This window comes from Christiangramia echinicola DSM 19838 (genome assembly GCF_000423065.1).
In the GTDB taxonomy this organism is placed as follows: Bacteria; Bacteroidota; Bacteroidia; order Flavobacteriales; family Flavobacteriaceae; genus Christiangramia; species Christiangramia echinicola.
The window spans coordinates 623,308-643,496 of record NZ_AUHG01000011.1 but is presented as its reverse complement, the minus strand read 5'-3'; the positions used below and the strand labels follow the sequence as shown (position 1 = coordinate 643,496).

The window sequence follows — 20,189 nt, the reverse complement described above, 5'->3', positions numbered from 1 at the left end:
TTTAATAATAAATGTATTATTTACAGTTATAAATCAGAAAAAAACCTCTTGCTGGATTAGGCGATTTCAAAGTTATAGCCAGAAGTCAAAAGTTTCTGATAATTCTCGTAATCAAATTTGTAAAGGAATGCTCCTCTTTTACTAGTAGTTTTATCTTTCTCATCAAGTTTCTTCAACACATTTAAAGACAGTACTTTTTTCCTGAAATTCCTTGCGTCGAGCTCTCTCTGATAAATTGCTTCGTATAAAATCTGTAATTGAGGTATGGTGAACTTTTCTGGTAATAGTTCAAAACCAATGGGTTTATACCTTGCATTGTGTTTTAACTGATACATGGCATCCTGAACCATCTCATTATGATCCAGAATTAAATTTGGTAATTGATCAATTTCATACCAGTGCGCGCCGTGCTCTTCCACCAGTTTCTCATCATATTCATCAATCCTGATCAAGGCATACTGGGCAATAGATATACAGCGATATCCTGGATCCCGGTCTTTTTTTCCGTAGCTTTTCAATTGCTGCATAAAGACATTTTCAAGTCCGGTAGCCTCTTTTAAAACTCTTCTACCCGCTACATCCAGATCTTCATCTAGCCTCACAAAACTTCCTATAAGAGAAGATTCACCCTTCAGGGGTTCCACTTTCCTTTTAAATACCAGGAGCTTTAATTTTCCTTCATGAAAACCGAAAATAATGCAATCTGTAGCTACATACATCTTTTCTTTTACCTGGTAGAGATCTGTGGTAATTTCTGTCATCAACAACTGTAATTTGCATAAAGATAGAGAATCTAAAATTTTGTTCAAATTAGAATGAGCGTATATTTTACATTTATTACCTTTGAAGGATATAGCTAATTATAAACCTTGACGAATATTAGATCTTTTTCCAGAAAACCTGCTTTCTTTCAGAAAAATGAAGGCACCATAAAAGTGGAATCTCCCGGTCGTATCAACCTTATTGGAGAACATACAGATTATAATGATGGCTTTGTGATGCCAACTGCAATTGATAAAAAGATCATTCTCAGGTTTCAGAAGAATCAAATCGAGAACTTTTGTCGCATCTATAGTGAAACTTTTAGCAAAGGCTTCGAATTTCATCTGGATAAAAAGATTGAAAAAGGATCAGGCTGGGAGAATTATGTCCTTGGCGTGGTTCAGGAATTACTAGGCAAGAATGCAAAGCTGGAAGGCTTCGATTGTATTATCGAAAGTAAATTACCAGTTGGTGCCGGCATAAGTTCTTCTGCAGCCTTAGAATGCGGAATTGCCAGCGGTCTAAATCACCTATTCGATCTTGGCCTGGAAGATCTTGAAATAGTAAAATTATCTCAGAAAGCTGAAAATGACTTCGTAGGTTCTAACTGTGGGATCATGGATCAGTACTCTTCGGTTATGAGTAAGAAAGATCATATTATCCTTCTTGACTGCCGAAGTCTAGAAGCCGAATATATTCCTGCCCACTTTCAGAATTGTAAATTATTACTGCTCAACACCAACGTATCTCATAATCTGGCAGATAGCGATTATAATTCCCGCCGGGAAGAATGTGAAGCAGCTATTCGTATTATTCAGAAATCGAAACCTGAAATAAGATCGGCTAGAGACCTGAATTTTGATACTCTGGAAGAATTCAAAGAAGAACTGGAAGGTAAAATGTACGAAAGATGCCTTTACGTACTTAAGGAAAATGGGCGAGTCTTAGAGGCTGCCAAAACTTTAAAGTCCGGAAACCTTCGAGATTTCGGTAAGTTGATGTACGAGTCTCATGAAGGCCTTCAGCATAACTACGAGGTAAGTTGCCAGGAGTTAGATTTTCTGGTAGCTTTCTCCAGGGAAAAAGATTTCATATATGGTTCACGTATGATGGGTGGCGGATTTGGCGGCTGTACTATTAATCTTATTGAAGAAGATAAAATTGATGCATATGTTGAAGAAGTGTCTTCAGCTTACTTCAGTAAATTCAATATAGAGCTGGATGCCATTAGTGTACGCCCAGGTGAAGGCACTAAAATTTATAAAGAATAAAATATGGATAAGGAACTGAATAATACTCCACATAGAAGATATAATATTCTAACGGGCGAGTGGATCCTGGTTTCCCCCCACAGGACTAAGAGGCCATGGCAGGGTAAAACCGAGGAAAATAAAGCAGATAAGAAGGATAATTATGATCCTTCCTGTTATTTGTGTCCTGGAAACACCAGGGCGAGCGGGGATACCAATCCAGATTATCAGGAACCTTATTCTTTCGTAAATGACTTCTCTTCTTTACTCCCAGATGCACCTGAAATAAAATTTGAAAAGGGATTATTACAGGCTGAAAGCGAAAAGGGTATTTGCAAGGTAGTCTGCTTTTCACCAGACCACTCTCTAACTCTTCCCCTCATGGAGGTTGAAGATGTTACAAAGGTGATCGAAATATGGAAAAAGGAATACCTCGAATTAGGATCTGCAGAAGCCATTAATTACGTTCAGATCTTTGAAAATAAAGGAGCCATCATGGGCTGTAGTAATCCGCATCCGCATGGACAGATCTGGTCGCAATCCTCAATTCCTACAGAAGTATTGAAGAAATCAGGAAAATTCAGGGAGTATTGGGAGAAGAACAATAGAAGCTTATTATTAGATTATCTTAATCAGGAACTGAAAGCCGGAGAGAGGATCCTTGATGAAAATGAGCATTTTGTGTCGCTTATTCCGTATTGGGCAGTCTGGCCATTTGAAGCTATGATCATCCCGAAAAGGCATCTTCAGCATATTGGTGAGTTAAGCCAGGAAGAGGAAAAAGCTTATGCTGAAATTCTGAAAAAACTTACCATTAAATATGACAACCTTTTTGAAACTTCATTTCCCTACTCCTCTGGAATTCACCAGGCTCCTACAGATGGAAAGGAGTATCCCGAATGGCATTTTCATATGAGTTTTTATCCGCCCTTATTACGATCTGCAACTGTAAAAAAATTCATGGTGGGTTACGAAATGTTCGCGGGACCTCAGCGTGATATTACCGCAGAACAGGCTGCAAGGCGACTAAATGAATTGTCTTCAACTCATTATTTAAAATAAAAAAAACCGGAAATTTAAAAGCTCCCGGTTTTCAATGTTTTAATATTCAGCATCCTTTATGCAAAATATGCATAGATCCCAATAACTACTACTACAATTAAGATCCCTACCGGCTTAACGTATTTCCATGGGGTGATATCCACCTGCTTGGTATGCTCCTGTAAATAAGGCACTTTTCGAGGCCAGATCTTACCAATTACCAGCATAATTATAACATTCAGTGCAAATAATATGGCCATTACGTCCAGGAAGTGAGGATAACCACTTGCTTCTATAGCAGCTAATTCGGCCGCATCTGTAATTCCATTAGCACGTGCCTCTTCAACAGCTGCCGTCTGAAAATACGGTTGAAGGAAAAACTGGCTAATTATATATAATAACGAACCAGAAATAAGACCAATTTTAGCTGCAATTGCCGGAACATATTTTGTTAAATATCCAACTACAATAATGGTTAGAATCGGGATACTATAGATACCGTTCACTTCTTGCAGATAAGCAAATAAACTTCCAGCATTTGCTATAAAAGGCGCTATAAACATAGCAGCAATAGCAAGAAAAGTTCCGAATATCTTTCCGTATTTTACCACGGTTTTTTCATTCGCGTCTTTATTGATATGTTGCTTGTAGATATCTATTCCGAATAAAGTAACCGAACTATTCAGCACACTATTAAAAGAACTCAGAATCGCTCCAAAAATAACCGCTGCAAAGAAACCTATAAGTGTACTTGGTAAAACTCTATTTACCAATAGCGGATAAGCTTCATCTCCATTTTCAAGATCTGCTCCAAAAATATGGAAAGCAATGATCCCGGGTAGAACTACAATAAGAGGACCTAATATTTTTATGAAAGAGGCTAACATTAAACCTTTCTGACCTTCTTTTAAGTTTTTCGCGGCCAGAGCACGCTGAATGATCTGTTGGTTTGTACCCCAGTAAAACAACTGTACCAGCATCATTCCCGTGAATAACGTATGAAATGGAACAGGACTGGTTTCTGACCCCATAGACTTGAACTTCTCTGGATTTGATTCCATCAAAATAGTAATCCCTTCGAAGAAATCACCATCACCAATGATGACCAATCCAAAAACCGGTACAAGAATACCGCCAATTAAAAGTCCGATTGCATTTATACTATCTGAAACTGCAACCGCCTTAAGACCACCAAATACGGCATAAATGGAACCTACGATCCCTATTCCCCAAACACAGATCTTTATCGCTGCATCATCTGAAACATTGAGCAAAGTCGGCACATCGAACATCCCGCTAATTGCAACAGAACCAGAATAAAGTATAATAGGTAAAAGAACCACTACATAACCTGTTAGGAATAAAGCAGAGGTTAAAGTTTTAGTTGTGATATCATAACGTTCAGCCAGAAACTGAGGCACTGTAGTTAGTCCACCTTTAAGATATCTGGGCAATAAGAAAATTGCTGTAACCACTATGGCTATTGCAGCTAAAGTTTCCCATGCCATTACTGAAAGGCCGTTCGCATAAGAGCTTCCGTTCAATCCAACTATCTGTTCTGTAGATAGATTTGTAAGTAATAAAGACCCGGCTATTACACCTGCCGTAAGACTTCTCCCCCCTAAGAAATAACCGTCACTGGTAGATTCATCAGTTTTTCTGGTTGCGAAATAAGCGATTACAGCTACCAGGGCAGTAAACCCCACAAAGGATAGAATTCCAATCATAACGTTTTCTTAAATTTTCGGTTAAATATAGAATTATTATTTTACAGAAAAAGCATAAATGATGTTGTTTTCATACAAGTCTCCGGGCTTTAATAAACTCGATGGAAAGTTTCTAAAATTTGGTGCATCAGGATAATTCTGAGCTTCTAATGCTACCGCCGGATAGCTACTATCTATTTCAGTTAAGTAAGTCCAGTCTTCTGGCAATTTTTCAGGAGAATAAACAACCAATACCGGTTGATTACTACTTAATTTCATCTTGATACCGCTAAGAGGTGCGAAAAGTTGTGCCTGCACTTCATCATCCATTACATCAAGTATATATACATCGTCCAGTTCGCGATTTCCCAATAACTTATTCTCTATGTAGTTTTTAGGATTACTCTTCAACCTGGTAAGATTCCCGGTAGGTAATTTTTCTTCATTGAGTTCAAGGATCTTTGTTGCATGGATTTGCATAAAATGATCGCTCACACTTCCCGATCCATTCAGGTTGAAGTAGGAATGATTCGTAATATTAACGATTGTATCCCTATCTGTTTTTGCTGAATATGAGATTTTAATCTCGTTTTCTTCAGTTAAAGTATACTTAGCGGTCACTTCCAGTTTTCCTGGATATCCTTCTTCAAGATGTTCGCTGGTATATGATAGCGTAACCGATGGATTTTCTCCTTCCTCTATCTTATCTATTTCCCATAATCTATATTGAAAACCATAAGCACCTCCATGTATGTGAAATCCACGCTTTACCTCTTCAAGTTTATATTCTTCATCTTCAATTCTGAATTTACCTTCGGCAATACGCCCGGCGAATCTACCTATAGTTGCACCAAAACATTTATTTTCCTCCCGGTACGCCGGAGATAAATAATCCTCTGCTTCTCTTGGCCCAACTACAAGGTTTATTAGGTCCTCATGTTTATTGCGCATTTTGAAACTGAAGATAGCTGCGCCGTAGTTAAGGATTTGTAATCGACTCTTTTTCGAATTTACAAGATCTATGACCTTTAGATCAGATTTTCGGATCTCTTTCAATTTTATCTTTTTTTAGATTTGATCCAGGAATCTACTCTAGATTCAAGTATCGTGAGTGGTAAAGCTCCATCTGTTAATACAACATCATGGAATTCGGCGATTTTAAATTTATCACCTAATCGCTCTTTAGCATTTTCCCTAAGATCCAGGATCTTGTTCATCCCAATCTTATAAGCTGTCGCCTGTCCCGGCATAACAATATGTCTTTCTACCATTTTTACACAGGCGCTTTCAGCCGCAGGTGTATTTTCTTTATAATAATCTATACCTTCCTGTCTGGTCCATTTTTTTGCATGTATTCCAGTATCCACTACTAGTCTGCACGACCTCCATAGCTCCATCGCGAGTCTTCCAAAATCTGAATATGGATCTTTATAGAAGCCTATCTCCTTCGGAATATATTCACTATACAACCCCCATCCTTCTACATAAGCGGTATACCTGCCATACTTTCTAAATTCCGGGATACTATCCAGTTCCTGGGCGATCGCTATTTGCATATGATGACCCGGGATTCCTTCGTGATATGCCAGAGCTTCCATCTCGTATTTAGGCATCGCCTTCATATCATATAGATTAGCATAATAAGTACCAGGTCTGGAACCGTCTATCGCTGGCTGTTGATAAAATGCTTTTCCAGCACTTTTTTCTCGGAAGGACTCTACAGCTTTTACAATGATACCGGCTTCTGGTTTGCTATTAAAAAGCTGCGGAAGCCTGGCTTTCATAGAGTTGATAATTTCTTTCGCTTCCTCTAGATAAGCCGCTTTTCCCTCCTCAGTGTTCTCATAATAAAATTGTTCATCATTTTTCATGAATTCAAAGAAATCTACCAGAGTTCCTTCAAAACCGACTTCTTCCATGATCTGTTCCATTTCTCCATGGATTCTGGCTACTTCGTTGAGCCCTATTTTATGGATCTCTTCTGCCGTAAGATTGGTTGTTGTGACTCGTTTAAGCGCATTATTATAAAATTCATCTCCTTTTGGAAACTTCCAGACACCAGCTTCCTCTGTGGCTCTCTTCTGCTGGTTAGCTAGAAATTCTATAAGGCTTTCATAAGCGGGCTGCATATGTTCCACTAATGCAGTCTCTGCCTCATTAATAAGAACGGTCTTTTGTTCTTCTGAAATGTCGAGTTTTTCGATCTTGGAAGTAAAGTCTTCCATCAATGTACTGGCTTCAGCTGAATTGGTAAAAGGTTTCCCCTTTATAATATTTCTTGAGGCATCCAGGGTTCTGTCAAAAACAAATTTAGGCGGAACTACTCCATTCTGCTCCCTTATTTTAAGTTGCTCAATAATATCATTCATAACCTTTTCCACACCTACCAATCTCGAGATATAAGCCCTGGCATCTGCAATGGAATCCACTCGATGCATATTGATCAAAAACGCAGGTAATTCAGCATGTATACCATGCATTTGCTCCACCGGATAATCATAAAATCTATACTTATAATCATCGATCTCATTCTGCACCTGTCTTTTAAATAGGTCATAACTTAACCTGGTATCTTCATCCAATGCCTCTTTATTAACCTTATCTAGATAACCTAATCGGGTTTTTGCCTGTTCCAGGTCTTCTGCATATTTCAAATTCGAAAAATCATCCCATTTCCCATAATCAGATTTCATCCCCATTCTGGTTTGCATCATCGGAGATTCATCAACTTCTTTCTGAAATTCTTTATTAAAATATTTATTCAATTCAGCTGATTCCTGCGCCACATCGCCAGACGATAAATTATCTTCATTTTGATTATTTCCGCATGAAAAAATCATAGCAGCTAAAAGGATGGATAATATGCTATTTCTTATTTTCATAATTCTATTCTTCTATTACAGAAAATTTAATTGCTGAATCTCCGTAAACGGTATGAGTTTGCTTTTGAAAATCTTCTTCTTCCGCTTCAAAGATATTATCCACATAAGTTTGAGGATTTCTATCAATTAACGGGAACCAGGTGCTCTGAATCTGCACTTGCAGCTTATGTCCTTTTTTAAAAGTATGATTTATTCCCTGTAATTTAATGTTCACATCTGTCTTTATATTAGGCTCAAATGCCTGAGGATCTTCAAAACTGTCTCTAAATCTACCTCTCATTACTTCACTACGAACCATCATATGATAATTCCCCATTTTTAGATGCGGCATGGTTTCTTCATAATTTTCAGCATCTGGAGGATAAACATCAATTACTTTTACCACCCAGTCTGCAGCGCTACCAGTAGTAGCAACTTTTAACATAGCTTCTATAGGGCCGGCAATTTTCATGTCTTCTTGCAGAACCTCAGTTTCAAAAACCAGCACATCTGGTCTTCTTGCTGCGAAACGCTGATCGCCGGTCATATATTCACGTGGAGTGAATACCATTTTGATCTCATCATTATAAGAAACAGGCTTGTCAGGATCACTAATAAACTCTTCTTTATTATCTGTTGGCTCTTCGGTGAATTCCTGTTCATCTCCTAGATACCAGGTTTTTGGAGTAGTATTTTTTGGAGGCCACTCAGCATAATCATTCCATTCTCTTGCTCCAGTGTCATAAATATGAGCTTCCGGAAGTCTTAAGGCATCTTTAGTTTTCTTTTTCAGAAAATGATTGAAGAATTCAGTTTCATAATCTCTTTGAAAATGAGTAGATATACTATCTCCAAAATAAACATTCCCCACACCTTGTCTACCTGATTCTCTTGCCCAATCTCCATGGCTCCAGGGTCCAAAAACAATGGAATTATAATTATCGCTATTCTCTTCTATACTTTTATAAATGGCAAAAGGACCGTAAAGATCTTCAGCATCAAATAGCCCACCTACGATCATAACTGCCGGTTTGATATCTTTCATATGCTGAACGATTCCGCGTTTTTGCCAGAATTCATCATAATTAGGATGTTCCTTTAGTTGTTGCCAGAACTCATTGTCTTCCTTGTAATATTCATCAAGATTGCTCAACGGTCCTGCATCCAGAAAGAATTGATATTGATCTTCAGTACCCAGCTTTGGGAAATCATACCATGAGGAATCTGTTGGTTTATCATGCTGATAACCAAAAACAGCCGTAGCTCTCCAGTAACTTAATAAATAAGCCCCATTATGGTGAAAATCGTCAAAAAAGAAATCCCCTATACTTGCTTGTGGTGAAGCTGCTTTAAGTGCAGGATGCCCGCTAAGTAAGGAATAGGTCGCATAGAATCCAGGATACGATATACCCCAGGTCCCAACCTTACCATTATTATTTTCAACATTATTGATCAGCCATTCAATCGTGTCATAAGTATCGCTGGCTTCATCGAATTCCTTTCCTTTTTTATTCGGAATATAAGCACGCATATTATCGTATTTCCCTTCACTCATCCATCTACCACGTACATCCTGATATACAATGATATTTCCTTCTTTCATCAGGATTTCATTAGGACCAATTTTGGAACGGAATTGATCTTCGCCATAAGGTCTGGAACTATATGGAGTTCTCTGCATAAGGATTGGGTATTCCTGTGAAGTATCCTTTGGAGAATAAATAGTAGTATGAAGTTTTGTACCATCCCGCATAGGAATGTCTACTTCAATTTTATTATAATGATCTTTTACATATTCAGTTTCAGATTGAGCTAAAACCGGATTAATTACAAATATGAAAAGTATTGTAAACAGGGGGTATTTGAAGATTTTCATTTAAAGGGATTATATTAAAAACCCTAAAGATAGAAATTAGGTAATTAAACCTAAAAGAAAATGAAGTTTAATAAGAATTAGCAAGCTTTTAGAGATATTAAGTAATACAGATCTTGAGAATCTTCGAATCAGATTTTTCAACGGCAAATCGATTATCGGCACGATGACCAATTATCCAAACGATATCCTTTTCTGAACACAGGATCCAGGTATGTTCTTTTTCTGGCAAAGAGAATTTTTCGTCTTTAAAGAAATCACTAAGTTTCTTCTTGCCATTCATCCCGAATGGATAAAAGAAATCTCCTTTTTTCCATTTTCTGATGGTTAAGGGAAACTTTAATTTATGCTCGGGCACATAGATACAACTTTGGGATGTCTGCCCCATTTTGTCAACTTCACTCATATGAAAAGTCCCCATGCCGGGAATCATCACCAGGTCCTCTTCCCTATCCAGATTATACTGCTTGTTACCGGTTTTCTCATTATGCTCTGTAAGCAGGAGTTTTTTTCGGTCTTTTATGAGTCGGTGAGAATCTGAAAGTACCATTTTTCCAGTTTGGGCATTCATAAGATCATAGACATCATTCCATTCCGTAAATCCAAATGTCTTTAATAACTGATATAAGATCTGTTTTTGGTTAGGAACTTTTTTTAAGAACTCAATATCGATAGAATATCCATATTTGTCTTTTTGTACCAGTTTTGGGTATAACAAACTGATATAATCTTCAACGAGATCCAGGCTCTCCTGCAAATGCTCCTGGGTTTTTGCGAAACTATCCAAAAGCTGCGGATTGATCTCTTCCATCACCGGAACGATCTGCTGCCTTATCTTATTACGCATATATTTATCTGAGGAATTACTGCTGTCTTCCCTCCATTTATAATTTCTTTTCCTGGCGAAATTTTCGATCTCAGATCTGGTAAATGGCAACAAAGGTCTAATCACCTCATTTCGCTCCTTTTTAATTCCGGTTAGGCCTTCAGGTCCAGTTCCACGAATAAGATTGATCAAAAAGGTTTCGAGGTTATCATTGGCATGATGCGCCGTGAGCGTGTAATCAAATTGAGTAGAACTACTTAATTCAGCAAACCATTCATAACGGAGATCGCGGGCGGCCATTTGCACAGATATCTTATGAGTTTCAGCAAAATTCAAAGTATCAAAACTTTCCGTATAAACTTCAACTTCCAGGTGATCTGCAAGGTCTACGACAAATTTCTCGTCTCCATCGCTTTCGTCTCCTCTTAAATTAAAATTACAATGGGCGATCGCGAAATCCAGTTTTGCATCATGACATAGATGTGCCAGAACAACGCTATCTACTCCTCCACTAACCGCAAGTAAAAGTTTTCCTCCGCATAAATAAGGATAGTCAGTTTTTACAAGATTTCTGAAGGTTTTTTCCATCGTTTCCCAAAGATACAAACCTAGAATTGAATTTCTTTTGGTGAGACTGAACTAAATTCCTTACAAGTTTGTAAGTACCTCACGCATAGCTTTTGCCTTTAAAAGACACTCTTCATATTCCTTCTCAGGATCAGATTTTGCAGTAATAGCGCCACCTACCGAAAATGACAAATATTTATTCTCTGCGTTATAAAGTATACTTCTTATCACTACATTAAAATCAAAATCCCCATCTGGAGTGAAATAACCTACTGCACCACTATAGAGTCCACGTTTAGATTCTTCCAGTTTCTCAATGATCTTCATCGCTGAAATTTTCGGGGCACCGGTCATACTTCCCATAGGGAAACTCGTTCTTAAAGCTTCCACTGGCGGAATATTTTCAGCAATTTCTGCGGTTACACTGGAGATCAACTGGTGCACCTGTTTAAAAGTATAGACCTTGCAAAGTTCATCTACTTTCACGCTTCCCTTCTTGGCAATTCTGGAAAGATCATTACGAACCAGATCTACGATCATCACATTTTCAGACTGTTCTTTGGGGTCGTTGGCCAAGTCTGCAGCAATTTTAAGATCTTCTTCTATATCTTCCGCTCTTCTGGCCGTTCCTTTAATTGGTTGAGATAATAATTTCTCCCCGCTTTTCTTTAAATATCGCTCTGGAGAAGCTGAAATAAGATTGAAATTTTCCAGTTTTAAATATGCTGCAAAAGGTGGAGTTGAGATCTCATTTAAAGACCTATAAATATTAAAAGGATCAATATTTACATTTTCAGAATAAAATTCCTGACAGAAGTTGGCTTCATAGATATCACCACGATGAATATGGTTTAACATCAAACCAATCTTTTCAAAATATTCTTCTTTAGAAATTCTTGCTTTTACTTCAACCAGATCATGCGCTTCCCGAAATTGAGATTCCATTTTATAAATTTCCTCAAAATCATATTCAATTTCATCATCTACCATTCTTAGATAGTGAAACTCGATCTGATCCTCTTTTATAAAAATGATCTTTTGAGGCTGAAAAAAATAGAGATCGGGAAAATGCAGTCCGTCAAAATTCTTTGAGCTGAGTCTCTCTACATCATTCTTTAGATCATAACTTATATATCCAAAGAGCCAGTCTGCAGTGGTCTCCTGGTATTCTTTTAGTTTATCAAATGCACTTACATGATCTGTTTTGATAGCCGTAAAAGCTTCTACAGCGAGGATAGCTTCATATTCCCCGGTTCTGGAATCGTCCTCATTACTGTCTAGCCAGGCAATTTCCTGGAACTTATCACTCCAGGATAGAAGTTGTTCTTTGAACTTTTTTGGATCTTCTACAGAAAAAACTTTCGATGTACGCACTTAATTCCCAATTTGATGCGCAAAGGTAGTAAGCACATCTTCAATTCCCATATCCAGTACTTCGTTTGTTACTTTTCCATCTTCAAAATTATCCTTGAAAGAAGGTAAACTAAAACTCTGTACTACTTCTCCTCCAAATCTACCGAAGATATTTTCAGTGTATTCAAGTGAAGATTTCGCTCCGCGTTTTCCGGGAGAGGTACTAATTAAAAGTATCTTCTTGTCTTCGAGAAAATTCCTGTGGGCACGGGACAGCCAGTCTATGATATTTTTAAAATAGGCCGAAGGAGCTCCATTATGTTCATTTACAGCAATCACAAGAGCATCGCTATCTGAGATTAGATTCTTGATAATCGTAGCATTTATGGGAATGCCCTCATTTTTTTCAATATCTATACTGAAAATTGGTAACGGATACTCGGTGAGTTTTACTTCTTTGATCTCATGACCCTGAATTCTCCCCACCACATGATCCAGCAATTGTTGATTTATAGAGGTGCTGCTATTGGAGCCGGCAAACGCAAGTATTTTCATAGAGATCAATTTTCGCTTAAAAATACCTAAAAATTTTCAGGCAGTACCATTAAGCTTTCCGGACTATTCTTCATTTTGTAACTTTATTCAAAAATTAAGGAGATTTGAAAAAGCATTCTATTGAAAATGAATTTTTGAAGATTTCTGTCCAAGAGACAGGAGCTGAACTTAGTAGTATTTACCATAAGAAAAATGGAAAAGAGTATGTATGGCAGGCAGATCCTGAGATCTGGAGCAGCCATGCGCCTAATTTATTCCCGATAATTGGAGTTATTAAGAATGGAAAGTATTTCTATGAAGGCAAGGAATATTCAGTTCCAAAACATGGATTTATAAGGCATAATGACAAAATAAGGCTTAAGGAAAGATCTGAACATCAACTGGTTTTCGAACTTTTATATTCCGAAGAAACATTGGAAATGTATCCTTTTAAATTCGATTTCAGGATCGCCTTTACCTTGAACGAAAAAAGCCTGGAGGTAAATCACCATATTATTAACCTTGACGAAAAACCAATTTATTTTTCCCTTGGCGGTCATCCGGCCTTCAATATTCTACATTTTGAAAATGAAAAAATTGAAGACTATTCCCTGGAATTTGATCGGGAAATGGATCTTAATACCTATTTATTGAACGAGGATGGTCTTGTAAGTTCTCAAACCAAAGCAGTTCTGAAAAACGAGAAAACTATCAAACTTAGCAGTAAAACTTTTAATCAGGATGCATTAATATTTAAGGATATAAGATCTAAAAAGGTTAATCTAATCAGCCAAGAGAATGGCAAAATACTCACTATGGAATATAAAGATTTTAATAATCTTGGAATATGGGCTAAACCCGGCGCTCCCTACGTTTGTATTGAGCCATGGTTAGGAATTGCAGATGTAGAAGGAACCAACCAAAACCTTAAAAATAAGGAAGGAATTATTGAGCTTGAGGCTAAAAATGAATTCAATGCAGACTATACAATTCATATTGCCTGATTTTTACTTTTTAAAATCGGGTAATACTTTGGCTATCATAACGTACCTTTGCGCAAAATTAAACTTCACGATTTGAGTTTTCAGGACCTTAATTTAAATACCCCGTTACGCAATGCCCTGGAAGATCTGAATTTTCAGACTCCCACTCCTATTCAGGAACAGGCATTTTCTTCTATAATGTCTGGAAGAGATGTGGTTGGTATCGCCCAAACGGGTACCGGAAAAACCTTTGCCTATTTATTGCCATTATTAAGAATGCTGAAATATTCTGAACAGAAGAATCCGCGTATTCTTATTATGGTTCCAACCAGGGAGTTGGTAGTACAGGTGGTGGAGGAAATTGAAAAACTCGCAAAATATATCAACCTTAGAGTTATTGGAATTTATGGTGGGGTAAATATCAATACCCAGCACCAGGACCTTATGCAGGGTCTTGATATTGTGGTTGCCACTCCAAGAAGACTTTATGACCTGGTTTTAAGGAGAGCCGTACAGTTAAAATCTATTCAGAAGTTTGTAATAGATGAAGTTGATGTTATGCTTGATCTGGGCTTTAAATTCCAGGTAAATAACATTATAGAATTGCTTCCAACCAACAGACAAAGTATCATGTTTTCAGCTACGATGACTGAAACGGTTGAAGAAATGATCAATGCCAATTTCAAGGCGCCAGAAAAGATCTCTGTAGCCGTAAGCGGTACTCCGCTCGAAAATATCGATCAGCGTGGATACAAGATCCCGAATTTCTATACCAAAGCAAACCTTTTAAAGCATCTACTTGCGGATGATGCAGCCTACCATAAGGTACTTATCTTTATTGGTGACAAACGAATTGCAGATAGGTTATATGAAAATCTGGGTGAAGAGTTTCCTGGCGAAACCAGCCTGGTTCATACCGGAAAAAGTCAGAATTACCGACTTAAAAGTGTGAGTGATTTTGACGAAGGTCTTTCTCGAATTCTAATCGCCACAGATGTTATGGCGCGAGGGCTTGATATTGAGAATGTTTCTCATGTTGTAAATTTTGATACTCCGCAATATCCTGAAAACTATATGCACAGGATTGGTAGAACCGGCCGTGCCGAGAAAAAAGGTCAGTCGTTATTATTTACTACTGAAGCAGAACAGGAATACCTTGATGCTATTGAAGAATTGATGAAAACGGCGGTTCCTAAATATGAACTTCCGAAAGAGATTGAAATTGCCACAGAATTAATTCCGGAAGAGAAACCAAGGGCAATCGAGATCAACAATCCGAATAAAGTGGTTGATGAAGCCGGACCTGCTTTTCACGAAAAGAAGGATAAGAATAAAAAAATAAATCTTGGTGGATCTTACAGAAGAGAGATCGCGCAAAAATATAAAAAACCAAAAACGAGAGGCGATAAAAATGTTAATCGTAGAAGGAAGAAATAAAAAAGGAGCGCAATGCGCTCCTTCTTGTTTTTTGATCTGACGAATTACCCAACGATCGTCATCCTGATTTTATTTAACTTACTTAAATCATTAAATCCAGGATCTCTTAAGAAACTGAATCTAGTTCAGCTTGACGAAAGGCCAATATTCTTAACTTCTATTCTTTTTCTTAGCTGCCTTTGCAGCCCTCTTTTCTTTTAAACTTAATACCGGTTCTTTCTTAGCCGAATTCTTTGAAGGCGATTTTTCCTTTGCCATGATTTCTATAATTAGAATTAACCTTTAAATGTAGTGAAAGTTTGAATTGGTTTGATTAAAATTTTAGTCTGTTCATTAATTGATTGATGAAACCTTATCTAAGTCCACGTTCCGGATCCAATTGAGGATAAAACTGGCCATCCTGCCAACCAGAAAGGTGAAACCTCCAAATAAAGGAGCAAGTAGAGTAACCTTCAAACCTCCGGCAAATAATGCAGGACTAATATCTCCAAGGGCCTCAAAGGCATCAAATATTTGAATTAATCCAATGAATTGTGCAAATAAACCTATAACCAAAGCCAGCAAAGCCAGCTGATTTATTAAAGTAAGAGCTTTGTGAAATACATGGGTTGGCGATTTAAGTTTCATCGCTGCTCTTACGATTAAAAACAGGATTAATAAAAAAGAAATAAGGATCAGGCTCATTGCAAGGGGTCCTCCTTCGTTTATCCTTGCAAATAACTGGTCAAAAAATCCTCTTTGCTGTAACATGAAAATACTTAAGGCGATCATTGTTTAGTTTTATTGATTAACAAGTTCAAAGCTATGATATAAGTTCTTTTGCTTCTTGATTTTGAGATGAACTACAGGTTTAATTTCCTTTTTAACCTAAAATAGAACATAAAGCATTTCAAATTCCATTCTAATGTTATCCACCATTTAAAAATGGTTATTTGTCGCAAAAATTTTCTCTTTCCATTATTTAGTCACATTTTTATCTATGAATGAATCTTTCAGGAGCTTTTTTAGAATTAGGAAAACGATTTTTACTACATAGTCTATTCTGGCTTGTGGTCCTTCTTTTCTTTACTTTTTTCTTCGGTTTTGAAGATGCAGATTTTAAAACTGTAGTTACATTTTCTGCTTTTTTCCTTCCTGTTACTATTGGAACAACTTATGTTTTTGTATACAGACTTATACCAAAATACTTAATTCCTAAGAGATATCTGACCTTCACGTTATATTCGCTGGCGGCATTTTTAATTTCAGCATCGTATATAACAATTTCGGCATTTTATGGAATAATGATCACAGTTGGCTATGGTTATGAGGAAAAATTTCCAATCACCAAGAGTCTAATTTATATACTAATAAGCGTATACCTGGTGGTTGCGATCGCTTCGGCATTTAGCTTGTTGAAAAATAATTATTCGGCAGCGGCCAAGAATGAAGAGCTAAAAAACCGGATTCTGGAAGCACAGCTTAAACTTAAAGAACAGGAGTTGCAATATTTGAAAATGCAGATACATCCGCATTTTCTCTTTAATACCCTGAATACTATCTATGGATTGAGTTTAACTAACAATCAGGCCACTCCAGAAATGATCTTACAATTATCAGATCTGCTAGACTATATACTTTATCAAACCAAGAAACCACTGGTGAAATTAGAAGATGAAGTAAACCATATTAAGAATTATATAGACCTAGAAAAAAAGCGCTTTAGAGAAGACCTGGATATCAATTTTCATTCTGACCCTATTCCTGAAAATGCTCAGATCGCCCCAATGCTGCTTCTTCCCTTTGTAGAAAATAGCTTTAAGCATGGAAAGGGTAACGATGGAAAATTGAAAATTATGATTGAATTAAGCCTGGATGATGAAATTATGGACTTTAAGATCATTAATTCCTTGGGTGAAAAAACGGAAAGATCTGATGGAGAAGGAATCGGACTGGAAAATATTCAAAGAAGATTACAAATTCTATACGAGAATGATCATAAATTAAAAGTTGAAGATGATAATGATAATTTTCGTGTATCACTTAATTTGAACCTCGCTAAAAATCCGACAAATGTTAGATAAGATTCGATGTATCATTGTTGATGACGAACCGGTGGCTTTAGACATCCTGGAAAATCACATTTCAAGGATCGATAAGATCGAAATTATTGGTCGCTGTAAAAATGCTACGGAAGCATTTAATATGATCAATGCGAATAAGACAGATCTTATCTTTCTGGACATTAACATGCCCGGTATTTCAGGAATATCATTTGCGAAATCTATCAATAAGAATATAAAAATCATATTTACTACCGCATATCGAGAATACGCCATTGAGGGTTTCGATCTGCACGCGGTAGATTATCTTTTAAAACCAATCTCCTTTAAACGCTTACTGGATGCAGTGAATAATTTTCAGGAAGTTCATTTCAGCAATAAAGTCTCTGAAGTACAAGACGAAGATAAATCTGATTTCATTTTCCTTAAGATCGACCGGAAAATGCATAAGATCGATTTTCCAAAGATACTCTGGATCGAAAGCCTGAGCGATTACCTGAAAATTGAAACTTCTGATGGCACTAAAGTAACCCGGGAAACCATCTCTTCTATTGAAATGAAGCTTCCAAAATCCAGATTTCTAAGAATCCATCGCTCATTTATTATCGCTATAGATAAGATACAATCATATTCGAACGAAGATGTGATCATCCAAAACAAATCGATTCCAATAAGCAGAACCTATAAAGATCAGGTTCTACAAGTGTTTGAAAAATTTAAATAACCTACTCGGTGTCATCAGATGTATTTCTAATAACCTCGATTGCTTTCTCCAATAATTCATCCTTTCCCTGTCTAAATCCTGCAATAGTTGGTTTTATTTCAATGTCTGGTACAATACCTATTCTTTGGGTTTCAGTTCCATCTGGATAATAAACACCTATACCTGAAATCATGGTTTTAATTCCTCCAGGTAAATTTATAGGAGACACATTTCCATCAGCTCCGGCAGTCTGACTTCCAATTACCACAGCTTCTGGCGCCGCCCTCAAAGCCATGGTAGTATATTCTGCATTACTTTGAGTATCTTCATTTATAAGAATAGTTAATTTCCCATCGTAAGCATTCTTTAAATAGGAACCTACTTTTGAACCATTACGAAAATCAAAATACCCTGGATCATTCAAAGAGGTATTAGTGAATTTTACAAAATCGGTAGGCTTAGGAACAACCTTATTCCCCATACTGAAAACTATAAAATCTGAAGGATAACAACGCATATCAACTACAATTCCTTTCGTGTCTTCAAATTTATTGAGAATATCCTTGATTTCTCCACTTTTTAGCGATTCGGGATAGATATAACCAATATCATTTTCAATATACTTATGGCTTGGTATTATCTTTTCCGAGTCATCCCATTTTTCTACCGAAACTACCGTTTCTTCATAGGAACCAACTTTATTTTGAAGTTTCAATTCCAGACTTTCTTTATTGGTCCATAAAAGCTTCCTTGCTATATCTCTCAACTTCGTAGGATAATTAGAAGCGGGGTAATATCTCAGGTTATTTTCGATGATCTCTTTAATTGGTTTGTTTTCAATATGTGTGATAATATCTCCAATTTGAATATTTGAACCTGCGGAATCACCTACTTTAACCACCACAGGCATATCCTCTACAAATCTTACTTTAAGAGGTAATCTTCTGTTCCCGAAAAACTCACTCAACACTTTACCATAACCCCACATTTTGGCATGGGTATCACCTACTTCTCCAATTAACTGAAGCATATTGAGGTTATAATCCAGCTCTGTATTATTTTCAACAAATCGTGGAATATATTCCCTTAGCACCCCCTCCCAATCTTTATCTGTCAGGTGATTATTCGGATTAAAATATTCCATCATATTCCAGTAGCGGTAAAGAGCCAGCAGCTTTATTCCCGTATCATCCCATTCCATTTCGGGATAACTCGTTTCATTGGTAAATGATGGATTTCTTACCCCCGGATTAATTGAAACATAAAAATGTTCATTTTCTCTCTTAGAGGTAAGTATCTTTTGCAGCTCATTAGAAAGGTCTTCACTCAGAAATTCTTTATCATAAATCCAGCTGTGATCTGGTTTAATCTCAACCTTGTCATTTTCTGGTAATTTATGCTCCTCAGAATCCACTTCCCCAAGTGAGATGATACAATTCGCTAACTCAAAGTCAAAATTTTCATTATTGAGTTTTGGCAGAATCCTGAAGAGTTCATTGTCCCAATTAACATTCCCTTTTGCAACTTCAGGATGGTGATATTTTACAAATCCCCATACCTTTCCTAATTTATATAATCGTTCTTCCTGTAAATCGCTAAGTTCTTTAATTTTAAAATTTGAATTACTGGCAAAACTTGAATCTATCTGCGCAGGTTTCAATTCAATATCTACTTCTTCCAAATCCTGAACATCCTTGTTACCATTTATTTCAAGCTTTAGATTGTCAAACCATGCTATTCCACTTCCCGTAAGTATACCTCCTACATATATTGTCTTTGCATTTTCAGGAAAACGGACAAATACTTTATACTTTTCCCAATCATTAGTTCCGGAAAGTTGTTGCCTTTTCATGTTATTAAAAGCAAGGGAGCCGGCCAGACCATCTACCCTTATCAATAAGCCAGCGAAACCATTAGTTACATTTTCAGTTTTTATATAACCTTCTAGCTTCAGTGTGTGACCTTTATATCTGGCAGGAATTCTGTAAGCAATACTTCCAAAGGAACTTCCATTCTCACCTGAAGATATTTTTGCGGCATATTCTCCTGAATAACTATTTAAGGAATCTTTTTCTATTTGATAATTTCCCCATTTGATCCAATCATCTGGAAGTTCTCCTCCCTGCGATGTTTGGTCGAAATTTAAATTGTACTTCTGGTTTTGGGAATAACTTAAGCTAGAGAATAACAAAAATAGCAGTAGAATATTTTTCATATAGTTCTTGGAAATGTATTAAAATTAAGGGCTGGC

At 36.9% G+C, this 20,189-nt stretch carries 16 protein-coding genes; 6 read left to right on the top strand and 10 right to left on the bottom strand.

Translation table 11 applies throughout. The features are described 5' to 3' along the window. Nucleotides 1-56: 56 nt before the first annotated feature. Nucleotides 57-761, bottom strand: coding sequence for an NUDIX hydrolase (locus tag G530_RS0108095; protein ID WP_026934052.1), 705 nt, complete (start codon nt 759-761; stop codon nt 57-59). A 108-nt stretch (nt 762-869) separates the two neighbouring features. Here G530_RS0108095 and galK point away from each other — a divergent pair, with 108 nt between their 5' ends. Both galK and G530_RS0108085 read left to right on the top strand, forming a co-directional pair. Continuing rightward, the gene (gene galK / locus G530_RS0108090) at nt 870-2,033 is read left to right on the top strand and encodes a galactokinase (protein ID WP_084519430.1); all 1,164 of its coding nucleotides are present in this window, start codon (nt 870-872) and stop codon (nt 2,031-2,033) included. A gap of 3 nt (nt 2,034-2,036) precedes the next feature. Further along, nucleotides 2,037-3,074 carry a UDP-glucose--hexose-1-phosphate uridylyltransferase gene (locus tag G530_RS0108085; protein ID WP_026934050.1) on the top strand — a complete coding sequence of 346 codons (1,038 nt, stop codon included), beginning with the start codon at nt 2,037-2,039 and terminating at the stop codon, nt 3,072-3,074. Between the two features lie 56 nt (nt 3,075-3,130). On the opposite strand, the gene G530_RS0108080 is transcribed toward G530_RS0108085, so the two are convergent. The 7 genes from G530_RS0108080 to G530_RS0108050 all read right to left on the bottom strand — a co-directional run bounded on the left by G530_RS0108080 (nt 3,131) and on the right by G530_RS0108050 (nt 12,794). Beyond that, nucleotides 3,131-4,780, bottom strand: a complete 1,650-nt coding sequence (locus tag G530_RS0108080) for a solute:sodium symporter family transporter (protein WP_026934049.1) — start codon at nt 4,778-4,780, stop codon at nt 3,131-3,133. Nucleotides 4,781-4,816: 36 nt separating this feature from the next. Beyond that, nucleotides 4,817-5,815 (bottom strand): aldose epimerase family protein, encoded by a 999-nt coding sequence (locus G530_RS0108075; RefSeq protein ID WP_026934048.1) that lies wholly within the window; start codon nt 5,813-5,815, stop codon nt 4,817-4,819. Between the two features lie 2 nt (nt 5,816-5,817). Beyond that, on the bottom strand, nt 5,818-7,641 hold the full coding sequence (locus G530_RS0108070) for a DUF885 domain-containing protein (protein WP_026934047.1): 1,824 nt from the start codon (nt 7,639-7,641) through the stop codon (nt 5,818-5,820). A gap of 4 nt (nt 7,642-7,645) precedes the next feature. Further along, the gene (locus tag G530_RS0108065) at nt 7,646-9,496 is read right to left on the bottom strand and encodes a CocE/NonD family hydrolase (RefSeq protein WP_026934046.1); all 1,851 of its coding nucleotides are present in this window, start codon (nt 9,494-9,496) and stop codon (nt 7,646-7,648) included. A gap of 97 nt (nt 9,497-9,593) precedes the next feature. Beyond that, nucleotides 9,594-10,907, bottom strand: coding sequence for a tRNA lysidine(34) synthetase TilS (gene tilS, locus G530_RS0108060; RefSeq protein ID WP_026934045.1), 1,314 nt, complete (start codon nt 10,905-10,907; stop codon nt 9,594-9,596). A 60-nt stretch (nt 10,908-10,967) separates the two neighbouring features. Beyond that, on the bottom strand, nt 10,968-12,260 hold the full coding sequence (gene pabB / locus G530_RS0108055) for an aminodeoxychorismate synthase component I (protein WP_026934044.1): 1,293 nt from the start codon (nt 12,258-12,260) through the stop codon (nt 10,968-10,970). Beyond that, nucleotides 12,261-12,794, bottom strand: a complete 534-nt coding sequence (locus G530_RS0108050; RefSeq protein WP_035716020.1) for an NADPH-dependent FMN reductase — start codon at nt 12,792-12,794, stop codon at nt 12,261-12,263. Nucleotides 12,795-12,898: 104 nt separating this feature from the next. Here G530_RS0108050 and G530_RS0108045 point away from each other — a divergent pair, with 104 nt between their 5' ends. Together G530_RS0108045 and G530_RS0108040 are read left to right on the top strand one after the other, a co-directional pair. Next, nucleotides 12,899-13,777 (top strand): aldose 1-epimerase family protein, encoded by an 879-nt coding sequence (locus G530_RS0108045; protein WP_026934042.1) that lies wholly within the window; start codon nt 12,899-12,901, stop codon nt 13,775-13,777. Nucleotides 13,778-13,849: 72 nt separating this feature from the next. Further along, a complete protein-coding gene (locus G530_RS0108040) occupies nt 13,850-15,193 on the top strand; it encodes a DEAD/DEAH box helicase (RefSeq protein ID WP_026934041.1) in 1,344 nt (447 codons plus the stop codon). A 333-nt stretch (nt 15,194-15,526) separates the two neighbouring features. Here the strand turns inward: G530_RS0108040 and G530_RS0108030 are convergent, their stop codons facing one another. Further along, complete coding sequence (locus G530_RS0108030) at nt 15,527-15,964, bottom strand: MotA/TolQ/ExbB proton channel family protein (protein ID WP_026934040.1); 438 nt, start codon at nt 15,962-15,964, stop codon at nt 15,527-15,529. Nucleotides 15,965-16,176: 212 nt separating this feature from the next. Between G530_RS0108030 and G530_RS0108025 the strand changes: the two genes are divergently transcribed. Together G530_RS0108025 and G530_RS0108020 are read left to right on the top strand one after the other, a co-directional pair. Beyond that, nucleotides 16,177-17,256, top strand: coding sequence for a sensor histidine kinase (locus tag G530_RS0108025; RefSeq protein ID WP_026934039.1), 1,080 nt, complete (start codon nt 16,177-16,179; stop codon nt 17,254-17,256). Continuing rightward, nucleotides 17,246-17,959 (top strand): LytR/AlgR family response regulator transcription factor, encoded by a 714-nt coding sequence (locus tag G530_RS0108020; protein ID WP_026934038.1) that lies wholly within the window; start codon nt 17,246-17,248, stop codon nt 17,957-17,959. Before G530_RS0108025 ends, G530_RS0108020 begins: the two co-directional genes overlap by 11 nt. Before the next feature lies 1 nt (nt 17,960). Here G530_RS0108020 and G530_RS0108015 read toward each other — a convergent pair whose 3' ends face one another. Next, nucleotides 17,961-20,153, bottom strand: a complete 2,193-nt coding sequence (locus G530_RS0108015) for a S41 family peptidase (RefSeq protein WP_026934037.1) — start codon at nt 20,151-20,153, stop codon at nt 17,961-17,963. Nucleotides 20,154-20,189 lie beyond the last annotated feature (36 nt).

Coding starts and splice junctions, on each gene's coding strand:
- G530_RS0108095 (WP_026934052.1), bottom strand. CDS start 761: ATGACAGAAATTACCACAGATCTCTACCAGGTAAAAGAAAAGATGTAT.
- G530_RS0108085 (WP_026934050.1), top strand. CDS start 2,037: ATGGATAAGGAACTGAATAATACTCCACATAGAAGATATAATATTCTA.
- G530_RS0108080 (WP_026934049.1), bottom strand. CDS start 4,780: ATGATTGGAATTCTATCCTTTGTGGGGTTTACTGCCCTGGTAGCTGTA.
- G530_RS0108070 (WP_026934047.1), bottom strand. CDS start 7,641: ATGAAAATAAGAAATAGCATATTATCCATCCTTTTAGCTGCTATGATT.
- G530_RS0108065 (WP_026934046.1), bottom strand. CDS start 9,496: ATGAAAATCTTCAAATACCCCCTGTTTACAATACTTTTCATATTTGTA.
- tilS (WP_026934045.1), bottom strand. CDS start 10,907: ATGGAAAAAACCTTCAGAAATCTTGTAAAAACTGACTATCCTTATTTA.
- G530_RS0108050 (WP_035716020.1), bottom strand. CDS start 12,794: ATGAAAATACTTGCGTTTGCCGGCTCCAATAGCAGCACCTCTATAAAT.
- G530_RS0108030 (WP_026934040.1), bottom strand. CDS start 15,964: ATGATCGCCTTAAGTATTTTCATGTTACAGCAAAGAGGATTTTTTGAC.
- G530_RS0108025 (WP_026934039.1), top strand. CDS start 16,177: ATGAATCTTTCAGGAGCTTTTTTAGAATTAGGAAAACGATTTTTACTA.
- G530_RS0108020 (WP_026934038.1), top strand. CDS start 17,246: ATGTTAGATAAGATTCGATGTATCATTGTTGATGACGAACCGGTGGCT.
- G530_RS0108015 (WP_026934037.1), bottom strand. CDS start 20,153: ATGAAAAATATTCTACTGCTATTTTTGTTATTCTCTAGCTTAAGTTAT.